The sequence below is a fragment of the Psychrobacter nivimaris genome (genome assembly GCF_904846365.1).
Lineage (GTDB): Bacteria > Pseudomonadota > Gammaproteobacteria > Pseudomonadales > Moraxellaceae > Psychrobacter > Psychrobacter nivimaris_B.
This window is the reverse complement of sequence record NZ_CAJHAL010000017.1, coordinates 59,970-75,403: the sequence shown is the minus strand read 5'-3', so window position 1 is coordinate 75,403 and position 15,434 is coordinate 59,970. Positions and strand designations below refer to the sequence as shown.

General features: G+C 43.3%; 13 protein-coding genes. 6 read left to right on the top strand and 7 right to left on the bottom strand.

What is annotated here, in order from left to right; all coding sequences use genetic code 11:
- Positions 1–578 precede the first annotated feature (578 nt).
- Positions 579–1,145: a DNA glycosylase gene (locus JMX63_RS08510; protein ID WP_367179724.1), complete on the bottom strand. Its 567-nt coding sequence runs from the start codon at positions 1,143–1,145 to the stop codon at positions 579–581.
- Between the two features lie 481 nt (positions 1,146–1,626).
- Here JMX63_RS08510 and upp point away from each other — a divergent pair, with 481 nt between their 5' ends.
- A complete protein-coding gene (gene upp, locus JMX63_RS08505; RefSeq protein ID WP_057761878.1) occupies positions 1,627–2,286 on the top strand; it encodes a uracil phosphoribosyltransferase in 660 nt (219 codons plus the stop codon).
- Between the two features lie 73 nt (positions 2,287–2,359).
- Positions 2,360–3,109, top strand: coding sequence for an SDR family NAD(P)-dependent oxidoreductase (locus JMX63_RS08500; protein WP_201572036.1), 750 nt, complete (start codon positions 2,360–2,362; stop codon positions 3,107–3,109).
- Positions 3,110–3,178: 69 nt separating this feature from the next.
- On the opposite strand, the gene JMX63_RS08495 is transcribed toward JMX63_RS08500, so the two are convergent.
- Positions 3,179–3,835, bottom strand: coding sequence for a hypothetical protein (locus JMX63_RS08495; RefSeq protein ID WP_201572035.1), 657 nt, complete (start codon positions 3,833–3,835; stop codon positions 3,179–3,181).
- Positions 3,836–4,025: 190 nt separating this feature from the next.
- On the opposite strand from JMX63_RS08495, the gene JMX63_RS08490 reads away from it, so the two are divergent.
- Entirely contained in the window at positions 4,026–4,994 is a 969-nt protein-coding gene (locus JMX63_RS08490; RefSeq protein WP_201572034.1) for an alpha/beta fold hydrolase, read from the top strand.
- Between the two features lie 85 nt (positions 4,995–5,079).
- Here the strand turns inward: JMX63_RS08490 and JMX63_RS08485 are convergent, their stop codons facing one another.
- A complete protein-coding gene (locus JMX63_RS08485) occupies positions 5,080–5,307 on the bottom strand; it encodes a DUF1653 domain-containing protein (RefSeq protein ID WP_201572033.1) in 228 nt (75 codons plus the stop codon).
- A 98-nt stretch (positions 5,308–5,405) separates the two neighbouring features.
- On the bottom strand, positions 5,406–6,617 hold the full coding sequence (tyrS, locus tag JMX63_RS08480) for a tyrosine--tRNA ligase (RefSeq protein WP_201572032.1): 1,212 nt from the start codon (positions 6,615–6,617) through the stop codon (positions 5,406–5,408).
- Between the two features lie 143 nt (positions 6,618–6,760).
- Between tyrS and JMX63_RS08475 the strand changes: the two genes are divergently transcribed.
- From JMX63_RS08475 to JMX63_RS08465, 3 genes are all read left to right on the top strand, one after another.
- Positions 6,761–8,119 carry an anhydro-N-acetylmuramic acid kinase gene (locus tag JMX63_RS08475; protein WP_201572031.1) on the top strand — a complete coding sequence of 453 codons (1,359 nt, stop codon included), beginning with the start codon at positions 6,761–6,763 and terminating at the stop codon, positions 8,117–8,119.
- Between the two features lie 153 nt (positions 8,120–8,272).
- A complete protein-coding gene (gene fabF, locus JMX63_RS08470; RefSeq protein WP_201572040.1) occupies positions 8,273–9,607 on the top strand; it encodes a beta-ketoacyl-ACP synthase II in 1,335 nt (444 codons plus the stop codon).
- 130 nt (positions 9,608–9,737) lie between these two features.
- Positions 9,738–10,583 carry a cell envelope integrity protein TolA gene (locus tag JMX63_RS08465; RefSeq protein WP_201572029.1) on the top strand — a complete coding sequence of 282 codons (846 nt, stop codon included), beginning with the start codon at positions 9,738–9,740 and terminating at the stop codon, positions 10,581–10,583.
- Positions 10,584–10,721: 138 nt separating this feature from the next.
- Here the strand turns inward: JMX63_RS08465 and JMX63_RS08460 are convergent, their stop codons facing one another.
- From JMX63_RS08460 to JMX63_RS08450, 3 genes are all read right to left on the bottom strand, one after another.
- Positions 10,722–12,539 (bottom strand): aminopeptidase P family protein, encoded by a 1,818-nt coding sequence (locus tag JMX63_RS08460; RefSeq protein ID WP_201572027.1) that lies wholly within the window; start codon positions 12,537–12,539, stop codon positions 10,722–10,724.
- A 407-nt stretch (positions 12,540–12,946) separates the two neighbouring features.
- Positions 12,947–14,515: a peptide MFS transporter gene (locus JMX63_RS08455; RefSeq protein WP_201572025.1), complete on the bottom strand. Its 1,569-nt coding sequence runs from the start codon at positions 14,513–14,515 to the stop codon at positions 12,947–12,949.
- 300 nt (positions 14,516–14,815) lie between these two features.
- Positions 14,816–15,259: a hypothetical protein gene (locus JMX63_RS08450; protein ID WP_102093922.1), complete on the bottom strand. Its 444-nt coding sequence runs from the start codon at positions 15,257–15,259 to the stop codon at positions 14,816–14,818.
- Positions 15,260–15,434 lie beyond the last annotated feature (175 nt).

The following is a 15,434-nucleotide window of genomic DNA, read 5'->3' as shown; positions in this document are numbered from 1 at the left end:
TAGTTAAATGATAATTTTTATAGTTAATAATCTTTCCGAAAAGAAAAGATAGTCAACTTTATTTTTTAGCATTCTGAATCAGCAAAAATCCACACAAGTTGTTCTTTAGTTATGCTTTTAAATAATGTCTGACACTGTCGTCCAGTGCTAGTATTTCAAACTAAACAAGTCAGCCAATGTGGCTTATCCTATTTAGCGAGCTGACCATCATATCATGTTTTAATAGTCTGTCAACTTCTTTTTTTAATTTGTTTCAACAAGTTAACTGGGTTATTAATGTGTAATTACACACTAGCTACTTCCAGCTCGTCTTGATGAGGTGCGTATTATAGACGGTTTAACTTTTGTGTCAACCCGTTTTATTAATGTTTTTAAACTTATTTTAGTAGATGAATAAATCTGTATTTTTTTCAATGGGTTATCGTTTAATTAATTTCAATAGGTTTAAAGACTGACTATAAATGTGCTATTTACTATACTTCATAACATCAAAAACGTTTAGCTTTACTAGTATAAATACCCTTTACTATCTTTTGAGCTTTATCTTCTATTAGTGCAACCATTTCTCTATTTGAACTTTATAACTTACCCATCTTTTCAAAAAACGCCTTATAAGCCGCGACTTTCTTATCCAACGATAATGGATAGGCACGTGAGGTTGACGGTAATCTATATAAGGTTAAGTCATTAACATCCGTTTTTTTATTATTCGCATTCTGCCATTGATAAGGGTAATCCATACTTTGATTGGTTTTCGGATGCTTTGATTTAGCAATTGGCTCATCTAGTAATCCGAGCAGTACTTCGGTCGCCTTACCTCCTGTCGTAAACAATGACGCTACCTTCGGCACTTGCGGCAAGATAACCTCTAAATCAACAGGTGTGACTACTGTTAGATTTTTATCCGAAGCATTACCCGTCTCACGGATCGCCTGCTTTACTGTCGGACAAGAAGCAATGCCACGTTCAAACATGAAATCTCGAATGCGCTCAGGGTCAAAGCGTTTTTCATCGCCTACTCTAAAGTAGTCAGCATCATCAAAAAATACTCGACCATATATCCGCCACATATCATTATAAAAATTGGGATAATGAAAGCTCATTGCCCATTTATCAGCAGTCGGTGGAAAAGTACCCATCATCATGACCGTGGCATTGGGCGGTAAGACAGGTTCAAAAGGATGGGTTTCAAGCTCTGTGGCTTTGTCATCAAATGATGTCAGTTTAGTATCAGTGGTTTTTTGAGTGCTTGGTATTTTTATAGTCATGATATTCTTCATCAGAAAAGCGGTTTTTTTGGTATCATAGCAAGTCTAAACACTACCTCACTTATAATCACGTTATATAGTCAAACTTAGTCGGTTCAATCAGTTGACTCAAATAGCGCGATATCATTTTACTTAGCCTGAATTGCTTAGGCTTTGATGGCAGCTGTGAACGCAAATATTGTCATTGCGATAAACCAGCACTGTCGTAAAGTAGTTAATTGGCTTGATTGTGAAGGATTTCACTTTACTATTTATAAGCTGAAGATATGGTTAAAGTGCGGTAAGTGTTTGTATCTTTTATACTAATAGCAACCGCAGTAACTGCGCAAGCATCAGACAAGAAACCAAGAGAGTACTTATGAGTGACTTAAACAGCGATTTAAAAATTACGGTAATCGATCATCCACTAGTCCGTCATAAACTCAGCCTTATGCGCGAAAAAGACTGTAGTACTTATAAATTTCGTACATTGACCAAAGAGCTTGCGCGCTTGATGGCTTATGAAGCAAGCCGTGATTTTGAAATCGAAACTTTCCCAATGGAAGGCTGGTGTGGCGAAATCACTGGTGAGCAAATCATCGGTAAGACGGCGACGATCGTACCGATTTTACGCGCAGGTATCGGCATGCTTGATGGGGTGCTCGATCTAATCCCTACTGCTAAGATTTCTGTGGTCGGTCTACAACGTGATGAAGAAACATTGCAGCCAGTACCGTTCTTTGAAAAATTCGTGAGCCACATGGACAAACGTCCTGCGCTGATCATTGATCCAATGCTAGCCACGGGCGGCTCAATGGTTGCGACTATTGAGATGCTAAAGAAAAACGGCTGTACTAACATTAAAGCATTAGTATTAGTGGCTGCACCTGAAGGCGTACGCTTGGTAAATGAAGCGCATCCTGACGTGACTATCTATACCGCTGCATTAGACAGCCATTTAGATGAGCACGGTTACATCATCCCAGGTCTAGGCGATGCTGGTGATAAGATTTTTGGTAAGCAGTTATCGAATAGATAAGTCGCATTAGGGCAAATAAAGCCGTCATCAAAATTATGGCAACAGCAGACAACATCAATAATAAGGACAGATCATGAACGTATTGATTACAGGAGCAAGCGCGGGTTTTGGTAAAGTATTGGCAGAGCGTTTGATTGCTAACGGCCATCGCGTGATTGGTTGCGCCAGACGCCTTGATAAACTGAATGCTTTGGCAGAGACTTTAGGTGAGGCTTTTTTACCCGTGGTTATGGATGTGAGTGATACAGCTTCTATCCCGCAAATCATTGCTGACTTGCCTGATGATTTTAAACAAATCGATGTCTTGGTCAATAATGCAGGATTGGCACTGGGTACAGAGCCTGCTCACAAAGCCAGTCTTGATGACTGGATGCGTATGACTGATACCAATATTAAAGGCTTGATGGCGTTAACCCATGCCGTCTTACCAACGATGGTTGAGCGTGACAGTGGCTATGTCATCAATGTCGGTTCGATTGCTGGTAGCTGGCCTTACTTCGGTGGTAACGTTTACGGCGCAACTAAAGCGTTTGTAAAACAGTTCAGCTTAAACTTGCGAGCGGATCTGATTGGCACCCAAGTACGCGTGACCAACCTTGAACCTGGCAATGTGGCTGGCACTGAGTTTTCAAACGTGCGCTATCACGGCGACGATGACAAAGCTGCCAAGGTGTATGATGGCTTTAAAACCATGACAGGTGAAGATATCGGCGATATTTTGTTATGGTTGATTGAGTCGCCTGCTCATATTAACGTCAACCGCCTAGAAGTAATGCCAGTCGCCCAGACCTATAATGGGCTAACGATTGCCAAGCAAGATTAATATTAACTGCTCGGCTAGTTTTAGTATCAATGTTGATTATCGATATATCACTTATCAACACCGAACCTGTTAGCGTATCTCATACGATCGAAGCAATATAGAGTCATCTGTATTGCTTTTTTTTATGTCTTCAATAGCTTGCTCATTGACCAAACGCAAAACCTGAAAGTCCAAAATCAGCACTTCGTTACGCAGACGTTCGCTAGTACGCTTATTGTGACGTATCGCAAACCCCAATACTTGCTTACCAGTGATGGTTATCTGATTAATAATTAACCTTGAAGTATTCATGTTCAGCGTTTGAGCATTTATTATCGCAGTCGCTGGATTTACCGTCGTGGTTAACGTCTTCGTCTGTCGTACACTTTTGGGCATATCTCCTGCAAAAAACAATACCTGACCTAATGGTAAGTACTGCGCATGGCGTACTAGTTCTTGACGGAACAATGCAGGCATATCTGTGTTAAAACTGTCTTCTGTCTGCTGATAGAATGCGGTGAAGTTACGATGCAAATAACGCCCAAATACTGTGGTATTAATCCATTCTTGATAAACATCATCTGCCAATAACTGCTTCGTAAAAGCACTGGCATCAATTGTGACCTCCCTACTCAAAGTAGCAGACAACATCGACAGTAAAAGCGCTTGCGGACTGGCAAATATCTGCTGCTGCCATACTTGTGGATATAGGCTACTATCGAGTAATGGCAATGTTGATCTGCTCATGCACTTATATCCTTGTCAGTTAACGCTACTGCTTTTACCGCCAGCCAAATTCTATTCTATGGTCAGGCCATAGCTTTAATATAGCAGTCTTTTATTCGCGGTATTACTATTTTATAGCGGTGTACTCTACTGCAATACTTTCTTAGCTAAATTGACCGAGACAGCTTAAAAATCAAAGAGATATCACTCTATGAAAAAAGACCTCATACCCTGTTCTACTCCCTACCAGCTAAAGACCATTACTGTCCAAACAGCTGATGGAACGCTGTTGCCCGTCTCTGTCATTGGGAAAGGTAAACCTGTCCTATTAATGCACGCTTTTGGTATGGATGCGCGGCAATTTTTGCCATTTATGTTACCGCTCATTCAGCACTACTGCTTTTACTTGCCGCATTTTAGAGGTTTTGGTTTGGCCAGTAACCTAACACTGCCAACGTTTGATTTTATTGAGCAATATGCACAAGATACCCAAGATGTGTTTGAATACGTGAGCGAAGAAACCGGCTTTGAGGTTTTTCCTGTTGCCGCGATATCGATGGGAGCATTGGTCATGTGGGCATATTTTCAGCGCTTTGGTACTCAGCGCGTCAGTCACTATCTGAACATTGATCAAGCACCGATTATTCATAATCAGCCAGACTGGCAAGGTGGCGGTGTATTTGGTACACGACAAACCGAATTGTTTGCGCAATTTACACAGTTAATTACCGACACTGCTCCTTATCTACAAGCCGAGCAAATGGTTGACTTCCGTCACCTGCCCTATCGATTAAAAGTAAATCTATTAGACATGGAGCGCTCTTTTTCTATGCTCTCTGTCAGTAGCAAACCTTCGCAATTACTGGTAAAAGCTCTCAGTTATCGGGCGCCGCACAAAATCTCATTAATGGAGCACGCGACTTGGCAACACAAACTGCGCTGCCTATCAGCTTATGTTGCATTGCCCTACGATTACCGCGAGGTTTTACCAACAGTCAATATTCCGACTACCTTACTGATTGGTGCGCGCTCGCAGTTATATAATGCAGAATGGCAACAACGTTTGACCACTCTGCTGCCCAATGCGTACAGTATTATTTTGCCGACATCAGGCCATGCCGTGCCGATGGATGCACCTGTGGCATTTTATAAAGTATTGAAAGAGTTTCTGAACGCTTAATGATGGGTTTTTAATAATGCACAAAAAAACGACCTCAACGGGTCGTTTTTTTGCGCTAAATTCAATCTAAATCATTGGCTAAGTATTAATCATTCAATAGTTTAATCAATTCAAAGCGTGGTATTTCCTTACCATCAACCGTGACCGTCTCAGCGAACATGTCTAATGGGCGAACCCACACGCCATACTCACCATATAAGCAACGATATACCACTAGCGATTCTTCGGTTTCTGAATGCTGCGCCGTATGCAATACTTGATACAAGCTACCTTTATAATGGCGGTAAATGCCTTGGTGGATGGTTTTAGTCATAGCAAACTCCTACTATTAAAAATGGCTACTAATTATCGCTTCATAAAAAAGGTCGACAATGACTGCCGACCTCACTTTTAATCATTTTTATAGATTATCTAACCGACTGTCACTTTCGCATAAGCCTTTTTGCCTGCTTGAATAACAACCGTCTGACCTGAGGTTAGACTAAAGCCACCATCAACGACTTCGCCATCTACTTTGACCGCGCCACGTTTTACCATGTCTTTGGCTGCTGAGTTGTTTTTAGCGAGCTTAGCTTGGTTCAGGATTTGAGTAATAAATAACGCATCTTGCCCTTCTATATCCAACATAATTTCTGGCAAGTCGACTGGTAGCTCGCCATCGGCTAAGACGTTACCGGCAGATTTGTGCGCATTAGCAGCGGCATCAGCATCATGGAAGCGCTCGATTAATTCTTCGGCAAGGATACGTTTGATTTCTTGTGGGTTGCGTCCGTCTTCCATTTCACGCATCAAGCTTTCCACTTCTTCCATTGGCTTAAAGCTTAAGAACTCAAAATAACGATGGATCAGTGTGTCCGGCATCGACAGGATTTTTTGATACATGGTGCCTGGTGTATCATAGATAGCGACATAGTTGCCCAGTGATTTGGACATTTTGTTGACACCATCTAGGCCTTCTAAAATTGGCACAGTGATACACACTTGTGGTTCTTGGCCATAGCGTCCTTGCAGCGTGCGACCCATTAGCAAGTTAAAGGTCTGATCGGTACCGCCAAGCTCAACGTCAGCTTTTAGGGCGATAGAATCGTAGCCTTGTACTAACGGATAAAGAAACTCATGGATAGAGATGGGCGTTTGTGATGCATAGCGTTTTGAGAAGTCATCACGCTCTAGCATACGCGAGACGGTTTGCTGACTGGCTAACTGAATCATATCAGCGGCACTCATGTCATTGAACCACTCAGAGTTAAAGACCACGCGAGTCTTTTCTTTGTCCAAGATTTTAAATACTTGCTCAGCATAAGTCGTGGCGTTGGCTTTGATTTGCTCATCAGTCAACGGTGGACGCGTGCTGTTTTTGCCAGAAGGGTCACCAATCTTGGCGGTATAATCGCCAATTAGAAAATAAATCTCATGACCCAAATCTTGGAAATGCTTAAGTTTATTGATCAGCACTGTGTGACCTAAATGTAGATCTGGTGCGGTAGGATCAAAGCCGGCCTTGATACGTAGTGGACGATTGAGCTTTAGCTTAGCCACTAAGTCTTCTTCAGATAATATCTCTTGCGTACCGCGCTGAATAAGGGCCAGTTGTTCTTCTAGGGTGTAAGTTTGATTGGTCATGGTTCTCTCTATATGTCGCTTTAATTAGGATTTTTATGAATGGCGGTTACTGTCTCAACACCTTATGACGTTTAGAAGCTCAAAGGGTCAGAAAAAATGCTAGAATTTGACGGATATACTAGCGTTTTTTAAGGTAAATTGCCATGACCAACCCCGCATCGATTGCTGATACTGACCATAATGCCCTCGCAAACTTGCTTATGAATAGTGGTTTGGATAACCCTTCAGACGATATTGATGATTTGACCTTTGATAATTCGAACTATGCCACCTTAACGGATGCACTTGAGCAAACAGTATTTGAAAGCTTCGATGATGGCTTATATATCGGCATGATGTCTGGCACCAGTTTGGACGGTATGGATGCTGTCCTTTGTCAATTTAATCCTGAGATGAGCAACGAAGACAACACTCAACCGCCAATGCAACTGCTTGCGACCTATAGCCAAGACTTTCCGCCCCGTCTGCGTGAAGTTTTACTGGCATTATGTCAGCCGAATGGTGTAAATCAACTTTTACCAGAGGCCGATGAACCAAAAAGTGAATTGGATTGGTTCGGTTGGGCAAGTCGCGCGTATGCTGAGTTCGCGAGCGAAGTGGTCAATACGCTATTGCAGCAATCAAATACCGATCCTGAGTCAGTGTTAGCGATTGGCTGTCATGGACAGACCGTACGCCATCGCCCGCAGATGGGTTTTAGCTTGCAACTGGTCGATGCCAATATCATCGCTGAGCGCACAGGTATCAGCGTGGTCAGTGATTTCCGACGTCGTGACATGGCAGTTGGTGGTCAAGGTGCGCCTTTAGTACCTGCGTTTCATCAGGCACTATTTGCCAATCCTGATAGTACCCGTGTGCTATTAAACTTAGGTGGTATTGCTAATATAACCGTCTTGCCAGCCAGTGAAGAAGTTCAAGTTGTTGGCTATGATACGGGACCTGCCAACTTGTTATTGGATGCATGGACCTCGTTGCATACAGATAACTCTTATGACGCAGGTGGCGCTTGGGCGCAATCTGGAACCCTCATTGAGCCATTATTACAGCAACTTTTGGCACATTCGTTTTTTGCTCAGGCTCATCCAAAAAGCACCGGTCGTGAGGACTTTAACTTAACTTGGTTGCAAGATGAGCTACAGGCTTTTGAGCAAGCCAATGCTAACATCAGTTATTCAGCAGCCGATGTGCAAGCAACCTTGACTGAGCTAACGGCTATCAGTGCCAGTACGCAAATTAATACGTTTATCAGTCATTCAAAAAACAGCTCGGTTTATGTTTGCGGTGGCGGCGCATTGAATGACTATTTAATGGCACGCCTGCAAGCACACCTACCCCATTGCACAGTAAAAACCACTAAACATTTAGGACTTGCGCCAACGTGGGTAGAGGCCGTTGCTTTTGCATGGTTAGCCAGACAAACATTGATGGGTGAAACTGGTAATTTACCAGCGGTAACCGGTGCAAATAAAGGCGTGGTATTGGGTCAAGTATGTTTTGCCTGACCAGTTAAATTTTAGTTTACATACGTGCACCTATGTGTTTTATAATGACTTTTGAAACGCCATCCTCTTAGGACCTGTAAGTATAGGATATATCGCATGAGCCAGAATAGTAGTTCACCTATCGACCAAGCCACCACTGATGACACAAATAATATGACTGCAGCACCTGTACATAAATCGCGTCAAAAACCACCTCACTACGAGCGTTCTGATGATACGCGTGTGGTAGTCACAGGTATGGGCGCTATTACGCCGCTCGGTCTAGACGTCGATAGCTCATGGACCAAATTGCTCAATGGCGAGAGTGGTATCTCCCCGATTACGCATTTCGATGCCACCGGCTACCGTGCGCAAATCGCAGGCGTGATCAAAGACTTCGATGCCAAGCAATATATGAATGCTAAAGATGCACGTCGCTATGATGAGTTCATGCATTATGGGGTTGCCGCTTCTGCTATGGCCCTAAAGCACGCTGGTTTTATCGAGGAAGTCAGTGCTGCTGATGCACCTGTGCAAGGCGTTGACCAAGATCGCTTTGGTATTATTTTAGGTTCAGGTATTGGCGGTATTCAAACGATTGAAAACAGTCGTGATACCCTACACGAAAAAGGCGCGGGCAAAGTCTCACCTTTTATTATCCCAGGCTCTATCGTCAATATGGCCGCTGGACTGGTAGCGATTAAGCATAAGTTAAAAGGCCCGAACCTTGCGACATCAACGGCTTGTACCACGGCGACTCACGCTATGGGTCTTGCTGCTCGTTTGATCGCTTATGGTGATGCTGACGTTATGTTGGCAGGCGGTAGTGAAAAGGGTTCTAGCCCACTTGGTATAGCTGGCTTTAGTGCGATGCACGCACTATCTACGCGCAACGATGAGCCAACCAAAGCCTCACGTCCGTTTGATAAAGGTCGTGACGGTTTTGTACTTGGTGATGGTGCTGGCGTGGTGATATTAGAAAGCCTTGCTCACGCCAAAGCGCGCGGTGCCACAATACTGGCAGAGCTGGTCGGGTTTGGCATGAGCGATGATGCCAGTCATATTACCGCACCACCAGAAGATGGTAGCGGCGCTGCAAAAGCCATGCGCAATGCACTCAATGATGCTGGGATTGAACCATCAAGCGTCGGTTATGTCAATGCACACGGTACCAGTACACCTGCAGGTGACGTCGCCGAATCAATTGCTATCGAAACGGTATTTTCGCCAGTGAAAGACAGCATTTTGGTGAGTTCAACCAAGTCAATGACCGGTCACTTACTTGGTGCCGCTGGCGGAGTTGAAGCCATCTTTACAGTACTTGCGCTACAACATCAGCATGTACCACCTACGATCAATCTAGATGATGTCGAGGACAACTGTAACCTTGATTATGTGGCTAATCAATCACGCAAAGTTGATAACCTGCAGTATGCAGTATCCAACAGCTTTGGCTTTGGTGGTACCAATGGCTCATTGGTATTTGCTCGCTGGCCTGTCAATCAATAACAGCCACCCAACTAAATTGCAGCGCATGGTAATGAGTGCGTTGTAACGTTGGTGTCAGATTTGCTACGTTTGTCCACTTGCAGCCCCTTATCGTACTTGCGTATGATAAGGGGTAATTTTTGGAACATTTATGGAAGATACCATGTCAAGCTACTCATTTTCCCATCAGTTTTATCAACGCTGGACGTGTGCGCCTGAGCCAGTACGCGCAGCGATTACCCAAGAACTAAAAGACATCACTACCCTGCTACAACCTGATACCTCATTTGAAGACTTCACTTTTAATACTCATGATTTAGATGCGCATGTAGACGAGCTATATGACAACTACAATGCAGAACAAGCCATTGCTAAAGCGATCACGGACAAACAAGAGAAAGAAGACGCGGCCGCTGCAAAACAAAAGCTAGAAGACGAGCAGAAGAAAAAAGAAACAGAAGAAGCCACATTCAAAGCAGAAGCGACTCGAAAAGAACAAGAAAAAAATGAGCAGTCAGCGTTAAAGACAGACAACGACAAAGAACTGGCTGCTACCGACGTAGCTAACTCAAACACAGATAAAGTCGTTGCAGATATCACTGTTACTGACGATTTTGTTACTGAAAATTCTAACGCAAAGATTGAAAAAGTGGCATCAGAAGTCGTAAATACTGAAAGCAATGCTAGCGATAATAAAAATGCTGATAACAGAAACATTGGCGAACAGGCACATACGCTTAGCGATAACCATATTAAAGATATTAATAATAAAGCCAGTGCAGCGATTAATTTGGCATTAAAAGACGCGAAGCTAGATGCAACACACCAACAGCTAATCCGCGAGCTAGAAACACAGGTCGATGACTATCTAAGTGAGCAAATGATGCTAATGTCTGAAAACCTAAAGTCTTGGCTACGTGCTGAGGTCACTCAACACTTTAGCGAACAAAACGACTCAACTACTAATAATGAAGCTGCTAAGAAAATCATCCACTAATAGTGATTATTTTTCAGTGTTAGACGTATATTTAGAAACAGCTGCTCAGTAGTAAGTATTAAATAACGAACACTAAAAAGCCCCGTAAATTATTTACGGGGCTTTTTAGTACTTTTAGTTAATGTTTTGAGCTTGGTATTAAATGGCTTTAGTACGTTCAGTCAACCACTCAAGCGCTGCACCTTCAACACGATCTTTTAGCTCTGCGAAGACTTGGCTATGATAGTTATTTAGCCAATCAATCTCGGTTTGATCCAACAGTGACGGCTCAATCAGACGCGTATCGATTGGGCAGTAAGTGATGGTCTCAAAGTTTAAGAAATCACCAAACTCTGTCTCAGTAGGCTTAGCAACTGGCGTATTTACTACCAAGTTCTCGATACGGATACCCCATTTTCCTTCACGGTATAGACCTGGCTCATTACTAGAAATCATACCGACTTTCATCGCACGCTCTTTTGGCGTGCTGGCACTATAAGCGATGACCTGTGGGCCTTCATGTACGTTTAAGAAATAACCAACGCCGTGACCCGTACCATGACCATAGTCCATCTGTGCTTGCCACAATGGCGCACGGCAAATAGCATCGATCAACGGTGAGGCGATACCATCAGGGAAATGCGCACGAGCCAGCGCAATGTGGGCTTTTAGCACAATCGTAAAGTCGCGTTTATGCTCGGCGGTAACTTGCCCAATACCGACTACGCGGGTGATATCAGTCGTACCGTTTTGATACTGTGCGCCTGAGTCAATCAGTAGCAATCCGCCTTTGCCCTCGGCCACATCAAGGTAGCTGAATTTTTCTGGCGTTGCGCGGTAATGTGGCAACGCACCATTTTCGTTAAAGCCTGCGATGGTCGGGAAGCTTGGCGAGACATAATGCGGCTGACGACTGCGCACATCTATCAGCATGCTATCAACATCTAGTTCACTTAAACGCTCGCCGTTTGCTAGACGCTGTTCAAATGTCTCAAAAAACTCAGCCAAAGCAGCGCCATCTTGACGCATCGCTTCACGCACATGATCGATATCTGCATCAGATTTTACAGATTTGAGTAATGTGCTAGGTGCCATTTGCTCAATAAAGCCAACATCGTCTGCCATTTTTGAGAGTGTACCTACTGCGACTTTGCTCGGATCTAACAATAATAAATCGTCTGGCGTTAATGCGCTCAATGCCTCTTGCACAGCAGAATAGTCAGCTAATGTGATACCGCTGTCTTTTAGACTCTGTGCAATATCTTCGCTTACTTTATCAGTATCAACAAACAACGTTGCTTTGTCTGCGTCAATCAACATATGTGACAAGAATACCGGATTATAATCAACATCAGCACCGCGCAAGTTCGTCAACCAAGCGATATCGTCTAGACTTGAGAGTAAATGATGGGTCGCACCCGCTTCTGCCATGCCTTCACGTACTGCTGCAAGTTTTGAGGTGGCAGACTGAGCAAGGAACTGCTCATCATGAGCGTATAATTTGGCCGCTGGTAGTGCCGGACGATCTTTCCAAATCTCTGTCAGCACATCACGTTCAGTAATCAAAGTAATGTCATTGGCATCAAAGGCATTTAGCAGGCGATCTTGCTCAGCGATAGATAGCACATTGCCGTCTACTGCTACGCTATCCCCTTCTTGCAAATGGTCGGCTAGCCAATCGATATGATTTGGCTGACCTGGCGCAAGCTTTTCTAAAGTAATACCTGTGCCTTCTAGCTGTTCGGCAGCATGTACCCAATAACGGCTATCCGTCCATAGACCTGCAAAATCAGCAGTCACAACAAGCGTGCCGACAGAACCGGTAAACCCTGACAACCATAAGCGTGCTTGCCAGTATTCTGGTAGATATTCAGATAAATGTGGATCAGCAGACGGTACGATGATTGCGGTGAGATCTTGCGCGACTAAGGTGCTGCGTAAGTTAGCAATACGTTCGTGAATGGCTTGTTTATTCATTGAATGTGTCCTTATAGAAGTTATAAAAATTTGATGATGGAGCGATTATCTACAATCGTCTTGCTCTAATAGTCGTCTTGTTTGAGTTGTTGATACCGCTTTAGTTTTAATAAGATATTTATTATCGATAGCAATTATTCAAGCAAACAGTCTACTTGTTTAACTATCTAATTATGTCTGTTTGGGTAATTGCTTCTACTTATTGAGAATAAAAAATTGAGATTAATATTGCCTCACGGATATTTATGGTGAGCTATCATTAGATGTTTGGGCGGATAATAAGCTTTCAATAGCTTGTGCTAAATATCCCACCAACTAAAACAATAAAACGTGCTACCAGTAATGGTAACACGTCTCATCATATGTCACTTGTGCTGTTGTTAATCACAAATGTACATCAGACTATTTTATTGCTTGGCCAGCTGTTTCTCACGCTCGCTTTCTTTAAGCATTTTATTGATAGGTTTTGCTAGTATCAATAATAGTACAGCGGTAACTACCAAGAAGATGGTCATGGTAGTAAATAGATCTGGTAACCCTTCAATTTTGTCAGCAGATACATGCCCACCAAAGAAAGCAGCAACCAAGTTACCCATAGCGATAGAAGCAAAGAATAACCCCATCATTTGCCCTTGCATACCCTCTGGCGCCAGCTTAGTCATGGCAGATAACCCAACTGGGCTTAATGCTAACTCACCCAACGTTAATAGCAAGAGACTGCCTACCAACCATAGTGGCGATGCCAAGCCAGCACCAGGCGCTAAAATGCTTTTAGAGGCAAAAATCATCAAGGCAAAACCTGCGGCTGCCAGTAGCATACCGAGTGCAAACTTAGCCATACTGCTAGGCTCAAGACCGCGGTTACCAAGCTTGACCCAGATGATGCTAATGATAGGTGCCAATATCAAAATAAATAGTGGGTTCAATGACTGGAACCAAATACTTGGTATCTCAAACCCTAAAACATTCAGATCGGTATAACGATCAGCAAATAAGTTAAAAGACGTTGGCTGCTGCTCAAAGCTTGACCAAAACAGCGTCGAACCAATGATTAAGACAAAACAAATTAATAAGCGTAGTTTGTCCGTCTTATCCAATCGCGGTGAGATAAACATAATAGCGAAATATAAGATAACCACCGCAGCAATGATGTACGTCATATACTCTGCAACCATCTCAGGATTGAACGATATCATGCCAGTAGACACTAGTAGCACTGCGGCTACTAGCAACGCAACGAAACCACCAACCCAGCGACCGATGTTTTTGTAATGGTCGTTAGATTTTTCCCACTCAGCAGAAATACCTTTGGCGCGTGCATAACGCGTTAAGTTCTTTTGCGCGACAAAACGATAAATCAGTAATGAGACCAACATACCCAAACCACCAACGCCAAAGCCGACATGCCACATGCCTTTTTCTTTGAATACGCCGACGATAAGTGCCGCTAATAACGCACCGATATTGATCCCCATATAAAATAAGGTGAAACCGCCATCACGGCGAGAGTCGCCTTTCGGGTACAAGGCACCAACCATCACTGAGATACAGGTCTTAAATAACCCTGAGCCCAAGACAATACAGATTAAACCAACGAAGAAAAGCGTCATACCAAACATCGCTGAAAGCGCGATACACAAGTGACCAAGGGCAATAATGATACTACCCCACCACAGCGCACGCTCTTGACCTAGCCAGTTATCTGCTAACCAGCCACCTGGTACTGCTGCTAAGTATAACGAACCAGCGAAAATACCATAAATAGCAGAAGCGGTGACTTCACTAAAGCCAAAACCGCCACTGCTCACTGTTGCCACCATAAATAAAACCAATAGTGGACGAATACTATAATAGGAGAACCGCTCCCACATTTCGGTAAAAAACAATGAGCGTAAGGGCGCAGGATGTCCCATAAAGCCATTGTCTAGAGCTTCTAACTCTGCTGCACTAGCCCCCGAATTTGTTTCTGTGCCCATAACTTTATTCCTTTAAAGATCATATTTGTAATGACCAAACCCCTGATTATCCAGATGGACGGTCATATAGGCGGAACATTGTTTCACTTGGTTATAATCAAGTAAAGAAAAAATTGGTCAAAAATTACACAAATACTCATAAAAAAAAGCCCGCTCTCAATGGTTGAGAACGGGCTCTTTTTATGACTATTTAGAACTGTATCATTATGCTTATAGCACTGTTGATAGAGACTTCATAATAAGACTCATTTTATAGTTAAGTAGCACTATTTTAGATCATTTACACAGTCATACTACAGCTTACTGTGCTGCGGTCTCTTCAGTAGCTTCACCAGCCTCTAAGTCACCATCCGCTTGCTCAGCTGTCAAATCAGCATCAGCAACAGCGGCTTGGTTTACAGTGCCAGAGGCAGTCGCTGTACCTGCTTCCGCAGTAACGACTGCACTATCTGCATCTGCCGCTGGTGTTGCATCTGCTGCAGTTTCAGGCGCTGTAGCATCTGACGCCTCTGCTGTTGTTGCAGCTTCTGCATCGGTTGGAGCCGCTTCTTCTTCAGTAGCAGTGGCTTCTGCTTCATCTGCCGCAGCCGACGCTTCAGTCGTCTCAGCAGTGATATGCTCGCCTGCTGGACGCAAAAATGCAGAAACACCAATAAGTAAGACAATACCTAGGAACATGGCAATGCCACCTAAAGCGAATAACAGCTCTTTTTTTGGATTGTTATTAACGATACCTTCTGACATACCTTATCCACCTTGCACAAAATATTTGAAATATTGACCTATTATATCGCAATTTATACTGATTTGTGAAAACCCTTAAGTATTTAAAGGGTTTATTATCCACAATTTAACTATTCATTTTTGGCACTTGGGTCAGCTAACTACTTAATCAGTTATCTATTATTCGCTATCAACA